We start from the raw sequence: 15925 nt of genomic DNA on the forward strand, positions 1-15925 counted from the left end.
TCTCCGGACAACTCAGTCATCCGTCTCACCTGCCAAGCCCGCAAGTATAGACCACTTTTTCCACACCCGTAGGAGAAAGATGACAAAAAATTGTCATCAAACCCCTCCCCTCACTCCGACCTCCAACGCATCCACGAACAACGCGGCCACATCGCATCCTGTCTGGTCGTAGATCTCCTGGAAACAGGTGGGGCTGGTGACGTTGATTTCCGTGACGCACGTACCGATCACGTCGACGCCGGCCAGCAGCAGTCCCCGGCTCTGAAGAACAGCGCCCAGCGATCGACCGATTTCCACATCTCTTTCCGTCAAAGGCTTGGCGACGCCCTTACCGCCCGCCGCCAGGTTGCCCCGGACCTCCGTGCCCTGGGGAATGCGCGCCAAGCAATAAGGAACAGGCTTGCCCCCGATGATGAGGATGCGTTTGTCGCCGTCGACGATCTCCGGCAGGAATTTCTGCACCATCACGCTCTGCGAGCCCTCCTTATTGAGGGTTTCGATGATGCTTCCCAGGTTCAGGCCATCGTCCTTCACGCGGAAGATGCCCATGCCCCCCATGCCGTCGAGCGGCTTGAGGATGATGTCCCGGTGTTCCGCATGGAAGCGGCGGATGTCTTCCGCGTCCCTGGTCACCAGCGTGGGGCCGATGAACTCCGGGAATTCCATGATCGCCAGCTTCTCCGGATGGTCGCGCAGCGCCCGGGGCTTGTTGAACACGCGTGCGCCCTCCCTTTCGGCCTGCTCCAGCAGGTGGGTCGCGTAGAAATACTCGCTGTCGAAAGGGGGGTCCTTGCGCATGAGCACGCAACCGAAGCCCGCCAACGGCACTTCGCGGTGGCCCTGAACGGTAAACCACGCCTCGGGCTGCCCGGTGAGCACGATGTCCTGCACCCGCGCCATCACCTGCCCGCCGCGCTGCCACGCGATGTGCGAGGGCTGGCACACGGAAATCGCATGGCCGCGCCGCTGGGCCTCGCGCATCATGGCGAAGGTGGTGTCCTTGTAGATCTTGAAATGTTCGAGCGGATCGGCGATGAAGAGGATGTTCATGGTCTGCGAAAGGAAGGGATCGGCTATGCGCCCGGTGCGCGCTTGCGGCCGTACTGTTGCACAAATAGCGCGAGGCTGCCGGCCGCCACGCCCCAGAAGGCCGAACCGATGCCCGCAATGGCCACGCCGCTCAGCGTGACGAGGAAGGTGATGGCCGCCGCCTCGCGATGCGCATCCTCCTTGAGCGCCGACGCCAGGCCGGTGCCGATGGTGCCGAGCAGCGCCAGCCCCGCGATGGCGTTGACCAGCTACTTCGGGAACGCGGTGAGCAACCCGGTGATGACCGCGCCGAAGATGCCGATCACGATGTACAGGAACCCGCAGGTGACGGCCGCGGTATAGCGGCGGGTGCGATCTTCATGCGCTTCGGGGCCCATGCACAGGGCGGCGGTGATGGCGCTGAAGTTGAGCGCGAAGGCCCCGAAGGGCGCGAGCACGAGCGTGGCCAGGCCGGTCATGGTGACCAGGCGCGAAACGGGCAACCCGTAGCCGGTCGCGCGCATGACCGCAACGCCCGGCAGGTTCTGCGACGCCATGGTGACCACGAAGAGCGGCAGCGCCAGGCTGATCAGTGCCGGCAGGCTGAACTGCGGCGCCATGAACACGGGCGCGGCCAGCTCGAAGTGGACGGCGGACCAGGCCATCTGCCCGCTGCCGGCCGAAAAAGCCACGGCCACCGCGAGCGTCGCGACCACCGCATAGCGCGGCAGCAGCCGGCGCATCACCAGATAGCAGACCAGCATGAGCAGCACCAGCGGCAGGGCGGTGTTGGCCGAGGCAAAGGCCTGCATGCCGAACCGGGCAAGCACGCCGGCCAGCAGCGCCGAGGCGATTTCCATGGGAATGCGGCCCATGATGCGCTCGAACCAGCCAGTGGCACCGGCCAGCGCGATCAGCACCGCACAGGCCATGAAGGCACCGACCGCCTCCCCCATGCTGAACCCGCCCGCGAGCCCCGCGGTGGCCAGGACGGCCGCGCCCGGCGTGGACCAGGCCACCATGACGGGCTGGCGCAGTAGCAGCGACGGCACCAGCGAACACAACCCCATCCCCAGGCCCAGGGCCCACATCCAGGAGGTGATCTGCGCCGGCGTGGCCTGGAACGCCTGGGCCGCCTGGAACACGATGGCCACCGAACTGGTGAAGCCCACCAGGACGGAAACGAAGCCTGCGGTAGCGGTCGAAAGGCTCAGGTCTTTGAAGAAGGACATGGGCCGCGATTCTGTCACCGGCCGCCGGCCCCACCTCGATCTGGTCGAATTGCTATTAATTTAATAGCAGCAAGGGCAATAAAACCGCCGGCATGCGGCAGAAAAGCCCATGAATTCTCAAATCTCGATCTTGGAGCCCAGCTCCACCACCGCATTGCCCGGCAGGTTCAGGAAGCCGGCGGCGCCGCTCGCGTTGTGGTGCATCTGCGCGAAGAGTTTCTCGCGCCACGGTGCCATGCCACTGCCGATCGTGGGGATGACGACATCGCGCGACAGGAAGTAGCTGGTGGTCATGGGTTCCAGCTCGCAGCCGCGCCCGCGCATCAGCGCCAGGGCGCCGGGCAGGTCGGGATCGTTCTTGAAGCCGTAGTGCACGATCACCTGCCAGCAGTCGCCGCCCAGGGGTTCGACCTGCAGCCGCCGGTCCAGCCCGATCCACGGGACCTCGTGGCTGCGCACGGTCACGAACAGGTTCTGTTCGTGCAGCACCTTGTTGTGCTTGAGGTTGTGCAGCAGCGCATTGGGCACCGAGCCCGTCTCGGCCGTCAGGAAGACGGCGGTGCCGTCCACCCGGGTGGGCGGACTGACGAAGACGGCGGTAAGGAAGTCGCGCAGGTCCAGGGAGTCGTCGCGCAGCTTTTCGTTGAGCAGCTCGCGCCCGCGCTTCCAGGTCATCATCAGGGTGAAGACGATGCCGCCGATCAGCAGCGGGAACCAACCGCCCTGGAACAGCTTGAGCAGGTTGGAGCTGAAGAAGGCCAGGTCCACCACGAAGAACGAGCCCGTGGCCGCGACGCACAGGGCGAGCGGGTACTTCCAGCCGTACCGGATCACGAAGAAGGTGAGCACGGTGGTGATGAGCATGTCCAGCGTGACGGCGATGCCGTAGGCCGCCGCCAGGTTGCTGCTGGAGCGGAACATGACCACCGCCAGCACGATGGCGACGAACAGCATCCAGTTGACGAACGGGATGTAGATCTGGCCCGTGTCCCGCACGCTGGTGTGCAGGATGTTCAGGCGCGGCAGGTAGCCGAGCTGGATGACCTGCTTGGTCACGCTGAAGGCGCCGGTGATGAGCGCCTGCGAGGCGATGACGGTCGCCATGGTGGCCATGATGACCAGCGGGATCAGCGCCCAGTCGGGGGCCATCATGTAGAACGGGTTCTTCACCGCCTCGGGCTCGGCCAGCAGCAGCGCGCCCTGACCAAAGTAGTTGATGGTGAGCGCCGGCATCGCCACGCTGAACCAGGCCAGGCGAATGGGTTTCTTGCCGAAGTGGCCCAGGTCGGCATAGAGCGCCTCGGCGCCGGTCACGCACAGCACCACCGCGCCCAGCACGATGAAGCTGGTGCCCGGGTTGTTCCAGATGAAGCCCAGCGCATGGTGCGGGCTCAGGGCGCCCAGGATTTCGGGGTGGCCGATGATGTGCGGAATGCCCAGGGCGGCCAGGCTCAGGAACCACACCAGGGTGATGGGCCCGAAGTAGCGCCCGATGCCGCCCGTGCCGCGTTTTTGCACCGCGAACAGGCAAAACAGCACGACAAGGGTGAGCGGGATGACGGCCTTGCCGAAGTGCGGCGACACCACTTCGAGCCCCTCGACCGCCGACAGCACCGAGATGGCCGGGGTGATGACCCCGTCGCCATAGAAGAGCGAGGTGCCGAAGATGCCGATGCACAGCAGCACGCTGCGCAGCCGGGGCTTGTCCTTCACCGCCTGGGAGGCCAGCGCCAGCATGGCGATGAGCCCGCCTTCCCCGTTGTTGTCGGCCCGCAGGACCAGCACCACGTACTTGAGCGAGACGATGGTGGTCAGCGTCCAGAAGAAGATGGACAGGATGCCGTAGACGTTCTGGGGCGTGAAGGCCACGTGTCCCGAGCCGAACACCTCCTTGACCGCATACAGCACGCTGGTGCCGATATCGCCATACACGACGCCGATGGCGCCCAGGGTGAGCGCCGCGAGCGAGGACTTGGAACTTTGCACAGACTGGCCCGCTGGCACCGGGGCCAACCGGGATTCCGATATTGGGGGACCGCTATTGTGGCGCGGCTCGCCCCCGATGGTTCGGCCCCCGCCCGGCTGTTGCAATGCAGCAACTGAGGCGGCCACGGCCGCCCCCTCCCCTGCCCGAGCGTGGCCGCGGGGCCGTCAGTCGTAGATCTCGGCCTCGGGGTTGGTGGCTTCCAGCTCGTAGCTCGCGGCGAGCATCGCCAGGCGCGCCACCACGCCATACATATAGAAGCGGTTGGGCGCGCTCGCACCGGGGCGGGCGCCGGGCTGGGGCAGGTGCGTGCTGTGCTCGAAGGCCAGGGGCACGAAGCTCGCGCCGGGGGCGTTGAGGTTCTCGTCCACGCCGCGCTCGGCATGCATGCGGTAAAAGCCCCCGACCACGTAGCGGTCCATCATGTAGACGACCGGCTCGGCCACGGCCTCGTGCACCCGCTCCTGGGTGAGCACGCCTTCCTGGATGATCACGTCGCTCACCGCCTGCCCGTCCTTGATGACGGCCATCTTGTTCCGGGTCTTGCGGTTGAGCGCGTCCAGGTCCTTGGCGTCGCGCACGGTCATGATGCCCATGCCGTAGGTGCCGTTGTCGGCCTTGACGATGACGAAGGGCTTTTCGTTGATGCCGTATTCCTTGTACTTGCGGCGCACCTTGCCCAGCTGCGCATCGACGGCGGCGCGCAGCCCCTCCATGCCCGTGCCTTCGTTGAAGTCGACGCCTTCGCAGCGGCTGAACAGCGGGTTGATGAGCCACGGGTCGATGCCCAGCAGCTTGCCAAAGCGCTTGGACACTTCCTCGTAGCTCTGGAAATGGCGGCTCTTGCGGCGCACGCTCCAGCCGGCGTGCAGCGGCGGCAGCAGGTACTGCTCGTGGATGTCCTCCAGGATGCCCGGGGGGCCGGCCGAGAGGTCGTTGTTGAGCAAGATGGTGCAGGGGTCGAAGTTCTTGAGCCCCAGGCGCCCCTTGGTGCGGACCACGGGCTCGAGCGTGACGGAGTCGCCGTTGGGCAGGGTCACCGTGGTGGGCTTCTTGATCTCGGGGCTGATGGAGCCCACGCGCACGTTGAGCCCCGCCATGTTGAAGATGCGCTGCAGCTGGATCACGTTCGCCAGGTAGAACGTGTTGCGGCTGTGGTTCTCCGGCACGATGAGCAGGTTGCGGGCCTCGGGGCAGATCTTCTCGATGGCCGCCATGGCCGCCTGCACGGCCAGGGGCAGCATGTCGGTGGTCAGGTTGTTCCAGCCGCCGGGAAACAGGTTGGTGTCCACCGGAGCGAGCTTGAAGCCGGCATTGCGGATGTCCACCGACGTATAGAACGGGGGCGTGTGCTCCATCCACTCCAGGCGGAACCACCGCTCGATCGCGGGCATGGAATCGAGAATGCGCTGTTCGAGCTCGTTGATCGGTCCCGTGAGGGCGGTGATGAGATGCGGAACCATGAAAAGCCCTCGGAAGACGAAAGACGCGTTGAATTGTAGGGATATGGGGACGCGCCCCGGCTTCGCAACCCCGGCCGCCGGCTTTCGCCACCAGCGCGCCGCCCCGGCCCGCCCGGCCGCCGGCCCGCGCTACCGCCGCCAGAACGCCGGGGTGAGCAGCACCATGAAGCTCAGGATCTCCAGCCGCCCGAGCAGCATGGCCAGGGTGCAGACCCAGAGCTGGAACTCGGTGAGCACCGCGTAGGTGGCCGACGGCCCGAGCAGCCCCAGGCCCGGCCCCGTGCAGTTGACGCTGGCCAGCACGGCGGAGAACGCGCTCACCAAATCGAGATCGGTCAGCAGCAGCACCATGCTCAGCACCGTCACCGTGGCGCCATAGACCAGCATGAACGCCAGCACCGAGAAGATCATGCGGTGGTCCACCACCGCGCGGCCCAGGCGCACGGGCTGCACGGCGCGGGGGTGGGCCAGGCGCGTCATCTCGCGGCGGGCCTGCTTCAGCAGGATCAGCATGCGCACCATCTTGATGCCGCCGCCCGTCGAGCCCGCGCTGGTGGCCACGCCCGACAGCATGAGCATGAAGATCGGCGCGAACACCGGCCAGGCCAGGTAGTCGGTGGTGGCAAAGCCCGTCGTCGTGGCGACCGACACCACATGGAAGAACCCGTGCCGCAGCGCCGCCAGCGGCGCATAGATGTCCTTGGCCCACAGCAGCAGCGCGACGAACAAACCGCCGCCCAGCAGCGTGAGCACGGTGGCGCGCATCTCGGGGTCGCACCACAGGCTGCGCCAGTGGCCCTTGCGCAGCGCGACGAAATACAGCGCGAAGTTGCAGCTGGCCACCACCATGAACACCACCGCGATGGATTCGAGCAGCGGCGACTGGAAATGGCCGAAGCTGCTGTCGTGCGACGACAGCCCGCCCAGGCTCACCGTGGTGAACATGTGCATGACGGCATCGGCCGGCGGCATGCCGCCCAGCCAGTAGGCCAGCGCACACGCCAGCGAAAAGAGCACGTACACGCCCCACAGTCCCTTGGCGGTTTCGGTCATGCGCGGGGTGAGCTTGGTGTCCTTGACCGGTCCGGCGGCCTCGGCCTTGAAGAGCTGGCTGGCGCCCACGCCCAGCAGCGGCAGCACGGCCACCGCCAGGATCAGGATGCCCATGCCGCCCAGCCACTGCATGAAGGTGCGCCACACGTTGATCGACAGCGGCAGCGCATCCAGCCCCGTCAGCACGGTGCCGCCCGTGGTGGTCAGGCCCGAGACGGCCTCGAAGTACGCATGCGTGAACGATATCGGCCGGCCGATCTGGTGCATGGCCAGCAGCAGCGGCAGCGCCGCGAAGAGCGGCAGCACCACCCACACGAGCGCGACGAGGATGATGCCGTGGCGCGGCTGCAGCTCGCGCGCCTGGTGGCGCAGACCCGCCCACAGCCCGCCGCCGCACAGCAGCGTGGCCGCCAGGGCGCCGGCGTATTGCGGCCACAGGCCGTCGCCCGTCCACCAGGAGGCCGCCAGCGGCACGCCGAAGGCCAGCGAGAACAGCGCGAGCAGGGCGCCCAGCACGCGCAGAACGGGAAGAAGGTCCGCCATGGTGTCGGTGTGGAAGGAAACGAAGAGGGTCGGGGGCGCGGGTTCAGAAGAACGTGGCGCCCAGGCGGAAGGCCTTTTCCACATCGCGCACCAGCCGCTTGTTCGGCAGGAAGAACACCACGTGGTCCCCGCTTTCGATCACCGTGTGGCTGCGCGGAATGATGACCTGGGGTTCGGCGAAGGCGTCCGGGCCATCGCCCTCGGCCAGCGCCGCATCCGCCCCCGGCTCCGCGCCGGACAGCCCGCGCACGATCAGCCCCATGTGCACCTCGGGCGGCAGGTGCAGGTCGCCGACCTTGCGGCCCACCACGCGCGAGCTCTTGCGGTCGCCGCGCGCCACGATCTCCAGCGCCTCGGCCACGCCCCGGCGCAGGCTGTGCACGGCCTGCACGTCGCCGCGGCGCACGTAGGCCAGCAACTCGCCCAGCATGGCCTGCGCGGGCGACAGCGCGATGTCGATCTGCGTGCCGTGCATCAGGTCGGCGTAGGAGCGCCGGTTGATCAGCGCCAGCACGCGGCTCGCGCCCATGCGCTTGGCCAGCAGGCAGGCCATGATGTTGTCCTCATCGTCGTCGGTGAGCGCGAGGAACAGGTCCACCTCCTCGACGTTCTCGTCGCCCAGCAGGTCTTCGTCCGTGGCATCGCCCTGCAGCACCAGCACCTCGGAGGGCAGCGTGGAGGCCAGCTCGACGCAGCGGTCCGGATCGCCCTCGATCACCTTGATGTGAAAGCGCCCCTGCTGCGCCAGCTGCCGCGCCAGGCGCAGGCCGGCGCGGCCGCCGCCGGCGATCATGATGCGGCGCACCGCCCGCGCGGGCTGGCCGTCGCGCTGGTGCATGGCGGCCAGCACCTGGGGGATGTGCTCGCGCGCGGACAGCACGAAGACCTCGTCGCCCGCCGCGATGCGCGTGTCGCCGTCGCAGGCGATGAAGCGGTCGGGCTCTTCGGGAAAGCGGCGGTAGATGGCCACCATGCGCATGGCCACGTCCGGGATGCCGGCCCGCATGTCGGCGATGCGCACACCCGCCACGGTCGCGCCGGCCCGCACGCGCACCGACACCAGGCAGGCCCGGCCGCCGGCGAATTCGCGCACCTGCAGCGCCTCGGGGTACTCCACCAGCTTGCCGATGTAGCGCGTCAGCGATTCCTCGGGGCAGATGATGCGGTCCACCGCGAAGCCGTCCTTGCCCAGCAGCAGCGCGGCCTGCTCGCGGTCGTGCTCGAAGCCGGAGGAGCGCACCCGCGCGATGCGCGTGGGCACGTTGAAGAGCAGCTGCGCGACCTTGCAGCACACGAGGTTGGTCTCGTCCTGCGCGGCGCAGGCGATGAGCAGGTCGGTGTCGCGCGCGCCGGCCTCGGCCAGCACCTCGGGGTCGATGCCGTTGCCCACCACGCCGCGCAGGTCGAAGCGCGATTCCAGATCGCGCAGGCGCTGGGCGTCCGTGTCGATGACGGTGATGTCGTTCTGCTCGGACACGAGGCTGTCGGCCACGCTGCAGCCGACGCGGCCCGCGCCGAGGATGATGATTTTCATGTCAGTGTTTTGGGCTGGACCGGACCGCAGGCTCGATGGGGACCGTCAGCCGCGCACTTCGCCTTCGCCCAGCACCACGTACTTGAGCGAGGTCAGGCCCTCGATGCCCACCGGGCCGCGGGCATGGAACTTGTCGGTGCTGATGCCGATCTCGGCGCCCAGCCCGTACTCGAAGCCGTCGGCGAACCGGGTGCTGGCGTTGACCATCACGCTGGCCGAATCCACCTCGCGCAGGAAGCGCTGGGCGTGGCCGTGGTGGGTGGTGAGGATGGCGTCGGTGTGGTGGCTGGAGTAGCGGTTGATGTGGGCGATGGCCTCGTCCAGGCCGTCCACCACCTTCACGCTGATGATCGGGGCGAGGTATTCCTCGCTCCAGTCCTGCTCGGTGGCAGGCACCAGCTTCGCGCCCGGCACGCCGGCCAGCAGGGCAAGCGATTCGGGGCAGCCGCGCATCTCCACGCCCTTGGCGGCATAGACCGCGCCGATCTGCGGCAAAAAGGCGGCCGCCGCGCCGCGCGCCACCAGCAGGCTCTCGCTGGCGTTGCACGGGCTGTACTTGTTCGTCTTGGCGTTGTCGGCCACCTTCACCGCCATGGCGATGTCGCAGGGGTCGTCCACATAGGTGTGGCAGTTGCCGTCCAGGTGCTTGATGACCGGCACCTTGGCGTCGCGGCTGATGCGCTCGATCAGGCCCTTGCCGCCGCGCGGGATGATGACGTCCACGTACTCGGGCATGGCGATCAGGTGGCCCACGGCCTCGCGGTCGGTGGTCTGCACCAGCTGCACCGCGGCCTCGGGCAGGCCGGCCTCGGCCAGGGCCTGCTGCACCAGGGCCGCCAGGGCCTTGTTGGAGTCGATGGCCTCGGAGCCGCCACGCAGGATGCAGGCGTTGCCGCTCTTGATGCTGAGGCTGGCGGCCTCGATGGTCACGTTGGGGCGGCTCTCGTAGATCATGCCGAACACGCCGATGGGCACGCGCATCTGGCCGACGCGGATGCCGCTGGGCTGCTGGCGCATGCCGGTGATCTCGCCGATCACGTCGCCCATGGCGGCGAGCTGCTCGCAGCCGAGCGCGCAGGTTTCCAGCACCTTGGGGGTGAGCTTCAGGCGGTCGACCATGGGCTCGGCCAGGCCGGCGGCGCGGGCGCGCTCCAGGTCGCGGGCGTTGCTCTCCTGCAGCGGGGCGGTCTGCTCGCGCAGCAGGCGGGCCAGGGCGAGCAGGGCCCGGCTCTTGACCGCCGAGGGCGCCCGCGCCATCTGCGCGGAAGCCGCTTTTGCCTGGATGCCGAGGCCATGGGTGTATTCGGCGATGTGGAGCGCGTTCATGGGCGTGATTTTGACGCAGTTGCCGCGGCCGCGGAAACGCAGGGCTGTCGCGCCGCTCACCCTCGAGAGCGAAATCACTATCAATTTGATAGCACAATGCCCTAGTATTGATTGCGCTGGAGCCCGATTCGACCCCAAACCCTTTCCGGGACCGCCGCCGTCACCCCAGCCCGGCGGGCGTGTCCAGATCGCGCAGCACGCCAGGGTCGTCCACCGCGCAGCGCTGCGCGGCCGCCCAGTCGAGCGCACGGCGCACGCCGTCGTCGCCCGACAGTCCCTCCAGCCGGGGATACAGCACTGCCGGGATCAGCCGCGGATTGCCGGGCTGGCCGCCGAACACCGGCAGCACGGGATGCCCCGGCTGGCGCTGCCAGGCCGCGATGAGCGCGCGCACGGTGGCCGCCCGCACGTCCCCCATGTCGGCCAGCGCCACCACGATGGCCGGCGCGCCGCGCACCAGCGGCAGGGCGGCCGACAGCGAGGCCGCCAGCCCATCGCCGCGCCGGAACGACCACGCCACCTCGACCTGCAGGCGGCGGCACCGCATCAGCCCCCAGGCATCGCCCGGCGGCAGCACGGCGACGACGCGCGGGCACACGGCCTGCAGCGGCGCGAGCGCGGCCTCCATCAGCGAATCATGGCCGGGCCAGGGCACGCGGCGCTTGTCGCTGCCGAAGCGCCGCGCGTGGCCGGCCGCCAGCAGTACGCCGACCACGCCGTGGGCCGGCGCCGTGGGCAGGGCTTCGTCGCAGACGGTGTCCATGGCGCGGCCTACACCGCAAGGTACGCGCGGCGCACGTCCTCGTTGCGCGACAGCGCCTCGATCGGGCCCTCGTAGCGGATCTGGCCCTTTTCCAGCACATAGGCCCGGTCGGACACCATCTCGGCAAAGCGCACGTTCTGCTCGGACAGCAGGATGCTCGCGCCCCGGGCCTTGAGCTGCAGGATCGTCTGCGCCATCTGCTCGACGATCACGGGCGCCACGCCCTCGGAGGGCTCGTCCAGCAGCACCAGGTACGGGTTGCCCATGAGCGTGCGCGCCACGGTGAGCATCTGCTGCTCGCCGCCGCTCATCTGCCCGCCGGGCCGGTCCTGCATGGCGCCCAGGTTGGGAAAGAGCCGGTACAGCGCGGCGGGCGTCCAGGACGGCGCCTCGCTGCCGTCGGGCCAGTGCCGGGGCGGCTGGCGGCCGACCTCCAGGTTCTCGGTGACCGTGAGGTCGGCGAACACGCGCCGGTCCTCGGGCACGAAGCCCAGGCCCATCCGCGCGATCTCGTAGGGCGCCAGCCCCGCGATCGGGCGGCCGAGAAAATCCACCCGCCCCTGCCGCCGCGCGAGCAGCCCCATGATGGCCTTGAAGGTGGTGGACTTGCCCGCGCCATTGCGGCCCATCAGCGCCACGACCTCGCCGCGGCGCACCTGCAGCGACACGTCGAACAGGATGTGCGCCGCGCCGTACCAGGCGTTCAGGCCGGAGACCTCCAGCAGCAGCGGCGGCGTCGGCGCGGGGGCCGTCATGCCGCGCCCTCCGGCACCGCTTCCCGGTGCCCGCTCTTTTCCCCGAAGGTCGTGCCGGCGCCCAGGTACACCGCCTGCACCCCGGGGTGGTTGCGGATCGCGTGGGCATCGCCCTCGGCGATGAGCCGGCCCTGCGCCAGCACGATGATGCGGTCGGCATGGGCGAACACCACGTCCATGCTGTGCTCGGTGAACAGCACCGCCATGCGGCGCTCGGCCACGAGCCGCCGGGTGAGCGCCATGAGGTCGCTGCGCTCCTGCGGCGCCATGCCGGCGGTGGGCTCGTCCATCAGCAGCAGTTGCGGATCGTTGGCCAGCGCCAGGGCCAGCTCCACGCGCTTGACGTCGCCGTAGGCCAGTTCGCTGCACGGGCGGCCGGCCTGCGCGTCCATGCCGACCTGGGCCAGGAGCGCCATCGCCTCGGCGCGGTAGTGCGAGGCAGCAGGCCGCCAGAGCGCGAACACGCGCCGGTGGTGCGACAGCAGCGCCATCTGCACGTTCTCGACCACGGTGAGCGAGGCGAACGTGGCCGCGATCTGGAAGGTGCGGCCCACGCCCAGGCGCGCGATGGCGCGGGGGGGCAGGCCCAGCAGCTCGCGCCCCTGCAGCTGCACCGAACCGGCCGTGGCCTTCGTCTGCCCGCCCACCATGTCGAAGGTGGTGGACTTGCCCGCCCCGTTGGGCCCGATGAGCGCGAGCAATTCCCCCGCCGCCAGGTCGAAGCCGATGCCATCGACGGCCTGCACGCCGCCATAGGATTTGCGCAGCCCGCGCACCTGGAGCAGCGTCATGGCGACGGCCCTTCGGGGATGGCGGGCGCCACCGCCGGTCGTTCGGCCCGGCGCTGCGCGATCTGCTGCGCGAAGCCCGCGATGCCCTGCGGAAAGGCCAGCACCAGCAGCAGGATCACCCCGCCGAACAGCGCGCGCCAATACTCCGTGGCCCGCAGGATGGCGTCCTGCAGCACGCTGAACGCCGCCGCGCCGACGATGGGGCCCAGCAGGGTTTGCAGGCCGCCCAGCAGCACCATGACCAGCCCGTTCACCGACTGGCCCACGGCCACCGCCTCGGGCGAAATGCTGCCTTTGGAGAACGCGAACAGGCTGCCCGCCAGGCCGGCGAACCCGCCCGCGATCACGAAGGCCATCCACTGCACGCGCCGCACGTCGATGCCCACCGCCTCGGCCCGCAGCGCCGAGTCGCGCCCCGCGCGCAGCGCGTAGCCGAACGGCGCGAACAGCACGCGCCGCAGCGCCAACACCGACAGCCCCACCAGCGCCAGCGTGAGGTAGTAGTAGGCCGCGCCGCCCAGCCACGGCGCGGGCCACACGCCGATCAGGCCGTTCGAGCCGCCGGTGACGGCATCCCACTGGAACACCACCGACCACACGATCTGCGAGAACGCGAGGGTCAGCATGGCCAGGTACACGCCCGACAGGCGCACGCAGAACCAGCCGAAGACCAGCGCCCCGGCCCCGGCCACCAGCGGCGCGAGCGCCATGGCCAGCGGCATGGGCATGCTGAAGGCCTTGAGCAGCACCGCCGCGCCGTAGGCGCCCAGCCCGTAGTAGGCCGCGTGGCCGAAAGAATGCAGGCCGCCCGGGCCCATGATGAAGTGCAGGCTCACCGCGAAGAGCACCGCCACCAGCACGTCCTGCGCCAGCACCGTGGCATACGGCAGCCAGGCCGACAGCAGCGGCAGCGCGGCCAGGGCCGCCAGCACGGCCACCACCGCGGCCCGGAACAGCGGCGTGCCCGGGCGCAGCGGCGCCTCCGCCGGCGCCGAGTTGCGGCTCACGGCCTGGGGCCGCCCCATCAGCCCCCAGGGCCGGAACACCAGCACCAGGGCCATCACCAGGAACTCCACCACCAGCGTGAGCTTGGAAAACGACACCTCGACGCCGAACCACTGCACCGTGCCCAGCCCCACGCACAGCGCCTTGATCTCGGCGATCAGCAGCGCGGCCACGTAGGCGCCCGGGATCGACCCCATGCCGCCCACCACCACGATCACGAACGCCTCGCCGATGGCGCGCAGGTCCAGCGCCAGGCTGGCCGGCTCGCGCGGCAGCTGCACCGCGCCGCCCAGCCCCGCGAGCATCGCGCCCAGCGCGAACACGCCCGTGAAGAGCCACGCCTGGTTGACGCCCAGGGCGCCGAGCATTTCGCGGTCCTGCGTGGCGGCGCGCACCAGCGTGCCCCACCGGGTGCGCGTGAGCAGCAGCCACAGCAGGCCCAGCACCAGCGGGCCCAGGGCGATCAAGAACAGGTTGTAGGCCGGGTACTGCCGGCCCATCAGCTCGATCGAGCCCGCCAGGCCCGGCGCGCGCCGGCCCAGCAGTTCCTCGGGGCCCCAGAGCCACAGCACCGCGTCGCTCACCACCAGCACCAGCGCGAACGTGGCCAGCAGCTGGAACAGCTCCGGCGCGCGGTAGATGCGCCGCAGCAGCACCACCTCCACCAGCGCGCCGAAGGCGCCCACCGCCAGCGCCGCCAGCAGCAGGCCGAGCCAGTAGCCCAGCGGCCCGCCGGCCAGACCCGCCAGACCCGCCATGTGCTCGACCAGCGAATACGCCAGGTACAGGCCCAGCATGTAGAACGAGCCGTGCGCGAAGTTGACGATGCGCGTCACCCCGAAGATCAGCGACAGGCCGGCCGCCACCAGGAACAGCGAAGACGCCTCGGCCAGCCCGTTGAGCAGCTGGGTCAGGAAGCCGGAGAAATCCATCGCGGGCGGAACGGGGCGCGGCGGGGTCGCGGGCGATCGGCAGGCCGGCGCGTCAGGGCGCGGGGCGCAGCGCGCGCACCTCGGCCTCGGGCGGCAGCAGGGTGTCGCCGGGCACGTAGCGGTAGTCGACCATCACGCCCTTGCCATCCTTGAGCGCGATCTTGCCCACGTACACGCCCAGCGTGGACTGGTGGTCGATCGCGCGGTATTCGATGGGGCCGTCGGGCGTGGACACCTGGAGGCCGCTGAACGCCTTGGCCAGCGACTCGGCATCGGTCTTGCCGCCCGCGCGCTTCACGCCCGCGGCCAGGGACTGGATGGTGTCGTAGCCGATCAGCGCGCCCAGGCGCAGGTCTTCCTTGCCGTACTTGGCCTGGTAGGCCGCGACGAACGCCTTGTGGGCCGGCGTGTCGATGCTGTACCAGGGGTAGCCGGTGACGATCCAGCCCACGGGCGCCTCGTCGCGCAGCGGCTCCAGGTACTCGGGCTCGCCGGTCAGCAGGCTGACCACCGGGGTGCTCTTGAACAGGCCACGCGTGGTGCCTTCGCGCACGAACTTGGCCAGATCGGGGCCGAACAGCGCGTTGAAGATGGCGTCGGGCTTGGCATCGGCGATGGCCTGGGCCACACTGCCGGCGTCCAGCTTGCCCAGCGGCGCGGCCTGCTCGGTGACGAACTCGATGCCGGGCTGCTGCGCCTTCATGCGCTTCTTGAACGTATCCACCGCCGACTGGCCGTATTCGTAGTTGGGGTACACGATGGCCCAGCGCTTTTTCTGGAGCTTGAGCGCCTCGGGCACCAGGGCCGACGACAGCATGTGGGTGGACGAGCGCAGGCGGTACGTGTAGGCGTTGCCGTTGTGCCAGGTGATCTTGTCGGTGAGCGCTTCGCTGGCCAGGAAGAAGCGCTTCTTTTGCTTGGCGTAGTCGGACAGCGCCAGGCCGATGTGCGACAGGAAGCTGCCCGCCAGGATGTCCACCCGCTCGCGCGAGACCAGCTCGTCGGCCAGCCGCACGGCCTCGCCGGGGTTGGCGTTGTCGTCGCGCGTGACCAGTTCGAGCTTCCTGCCGCTGATGCCGCCCGCCGCATTGACCTCGTCCACCGCCAGGTGCATGCCCTTCTTGTAGGCCTCCAGGAACACCGGCTGGGCCTTGTAGCTGTTGATCTCGCCGATCTTGATCGTGCCCTGCGCCCAGGCGGGGACACCGGGAAAAGCGCCCAACACGGCGACACAGGCCGCAGCCAGCCAGCGCGCGCCGGCGCCCGCGACGAAACGGTGGGGAAAGCTCATGACAACTCCTAGCGAAATAAAGGGCGGGCCGACTTTTCCTGAGGGTCCACCGGCGCAACCGCGCAACCCCCCGATGCTGGCACATCCACCGCAGGCCCAGCCCCGAAAATCGCAGCGATTCCATGGCCTTGCGGATCGCATTGTCCCGGGTAGCGGCCGGCCCGGGCGACCCCGCCGGGCGCCGGCCGTGTTAAACATGCCGGACCGTCTCGCCACCGCCCTGC

11 protein-coding genes and 1 pseudogene are annotated in these 15925 nt (G+C 69.2%); all 12 read right to left on the reverse strand.

Features of this window, described 5'->3' with window-relative positions; genetic code table 11:
- Positions 1-96 precede the first annotated feature (96 nt).
- A complete protein-coding gene (gene gshB / locus AVKW3434_RS20555; RefSeq protein WP_284407306.1) occupies positions 97-1050 on the reverse strand; it encodes a glutathione synthase in 954 nt (317 codons plus the stop codon).
- 23 nt (positions 1051-1073) lie between these two features.
- Positions 1074-2261, reverse strand: a pseudogene (locus AVKW3434_RS20560) (benzoate/H(+) symporter BenE family transporter).
- A gap of 117 nt (positions 2262-2378) precedes the next feature.
- Complete coding sequence (locus tag AVKW3434_RS20565) at positions 2379-4247, reverse strand: potassium transporter Kup (RefSeq protein WP_284401544.1); 1869 nt, start codon at positions 4245-4247, stop codon at positions 2379-2381.
- A gap of 165 nt (positions 4248-4412) precedes the next feature.
- Positions 4413-5708, reverse strand: coding sequence for a glutamate--cysteine ligase (gene gshA / locus AVKW3434_RS20570; RefSeq protein WP_272566777.1), 1296 nt, complete (start codon positions 5706-5708; stop codon positions 4413-4415).
- A gap of 129 nt (positions 5709-5837) precedes the next feature.
- Positions 5838-7304 (reverse strand): TrkH family potassium uptake protein, encoded by a 1467-nt coding sequence (locus tag AVKW3434_RS20575; RefSeq protein WP_284407307.1) that lies wholly within the window; start codon positions 7302-7304, stop codon positions 5838-5840.
- Positions 7305-7347: 43 nt separating this feature from the next.
- Positions 7348-8838 (reverse strand): Trk system potassium transporter TrkA, encoded by a 1491-nt coding sequence (gene trkA / locus AVKW3434_RS20580; protein WP_284407308.1) that lies wholly within the window; start codon positions 8836-8838, stop codon positions 7348-7350.
- Between the two features lie 45 nt (positions 8839-8883).
- Positions 8884-10164, reverse strand: coding sequence for a glutamate-5-semialdehyde dehydrogenase (locus AVKW3434_RS20585; protein WP_284407309.1), 1281 nt, complete (start codon positions 10162-10164; stop codon positions 8884-8886).
- Positions 10165-10324: 160 nt separating this feature from the next.
- The gene (locus tag AVKW3434_RS20590) at positions 10325-10927 is read right to left on the reverse strand and encodes a nucleotidyltransferase family protein (RefSeq protein ID WP_284407310.1); all 603 of its coding nucleotides are present in this window, start codon (positions 10925-10927) and stop codon (positions 10325-10327) included.
- An 8-nt stretch (positions 10928-10935) separates the two neighbouring features.
- A complete protein-coding gene (locus AVKW3434_RS20595) occupies positions 10936-11682 on the reverse strand; it encodes an ABC transporter ATP-binding protein (RefSeq protein ID WP_284407311.1) in 747 nt (248 codons plus the stop codon).
- The gene (locus tag AVKW3434_RS20600) at positions 11679-12473 is read right to left on the reverse strand and encodes an ABC transporter ATP-binding protein (RefSeq protein ID WP_284407312.1); all 795 of its coding nucleotides are present in this window, start codon (positions 12471-12473) and stop codon (positions 11679-11681) included. Before AVKW3434_RS20600 ends, AVKW3434_RS20595 begins: the two co-directional genes overlap by 4 nt.
- Entirely contained in the window at positions 12470-14410 is a 1941-nt protein-coding gene (locus tag AVKW3434_RS20605) for an ABC transporter permease (RefSeq protein ID WP_284407313.1), read from the reverse strand. The genes AVKW3434_RS20600 and AVKW3434_RS20605 overlap by 4 nt, the downstream gene beginning before the upstream one ends.
- 52 nt (positions 14411-14462) lie before the next feature.
- Positions 14463-15701 (reverse strand): ABC transporter substrate-binding protein, encoded by a 1239-nt coding sequence (locus tag AVKW3434_RS20610; protein WP_284407314.1) that lies wholly within the window; start codon positions 15699-15701, stop codon positions 14463-14465.
- Positions 15702-15925 lie beyond the last annotated feature (224 nt).

Source organism: Acidovorax sp. SUPP3434 (assembly GCF_030159015.1).
Taxonomy (GTDB): domain Bacteria; phylum Pseudomonadota; class Gammaproteobacteria; order Burkholderiales; family Burkholderiaceae_C; genus Paracidovorax.

Coding starts and splice junctions, on each gene's coding strand:
- gshB (WP_284407306.1), bottom strand. CDS start 1,050: ATGAACATCCTCTTCATCGCCGATCCGCTCGAACATTTCAAGATCTAC.
- gshA (WP_272566777.1), bottom strand. CDS start 5,708: ATGGTTCCGCATCTCATCACCGCCCTCACGGGACCGATCAACGAGCTC.
- AVKW3434_RS20575 (WP_284407307.1), bottom strand. CDS start 7,304: ATGGCGGACCTTCTTCCCGTTCTGCGCGTGCTGGGCGCCCTGCTCGCG.
- trkA (WP_284407308.1), bottom strand. CDS start 8,838: ATGAAAATCATCATCCTCGGCGCGGGCCGCGTCGGCTGCAGCGTGGCC.
- AVKW3434_RS20585 (WP_284407309.1), bottom strand. CDS start 10,164: ATGAACGCGCTCCACATCGCCGAATACACCCATGGCCTCGGCATCCAG.
- AVKW3434_RS20590 (WP_284407310.1), bottom strand. CDS start 10,927: ATGGACACCGTCTGCGACGAAGCCCTGCCCACGGCGCCGGCCCACGGC.
- AVKW3434_RS20595 (WP_284407311.1), bottom strand. CDS start 11,682: ATGACGGCCCCCGCGCCGACGCCGCCGCTGCTGCTGGAGGTCTCCGGC.
- AVKW3434_RS20600 (WP_284407312.1), bottom strand. CDS start 12,473: ATGACGCTGCTCCAGGTGCGCGGGCTGCGCAAATCCTATGGCGGCGTG.
- AVKW3434_RS20605 (WP_284407313.1), bottom strand. CDS start 14,410: ATGGATTTCTCCGGCTTCCTGACCCAGCTGCTCAACGGGCTGGCCGAG.
- AVKW3434_RS20610 (WP_284407314.1), bottom strand. CDS start 15,701: ATGAGCTTTCCCCACCGTTTCGTCGCGGGCGCCGGCGCGCGCTGGCTG.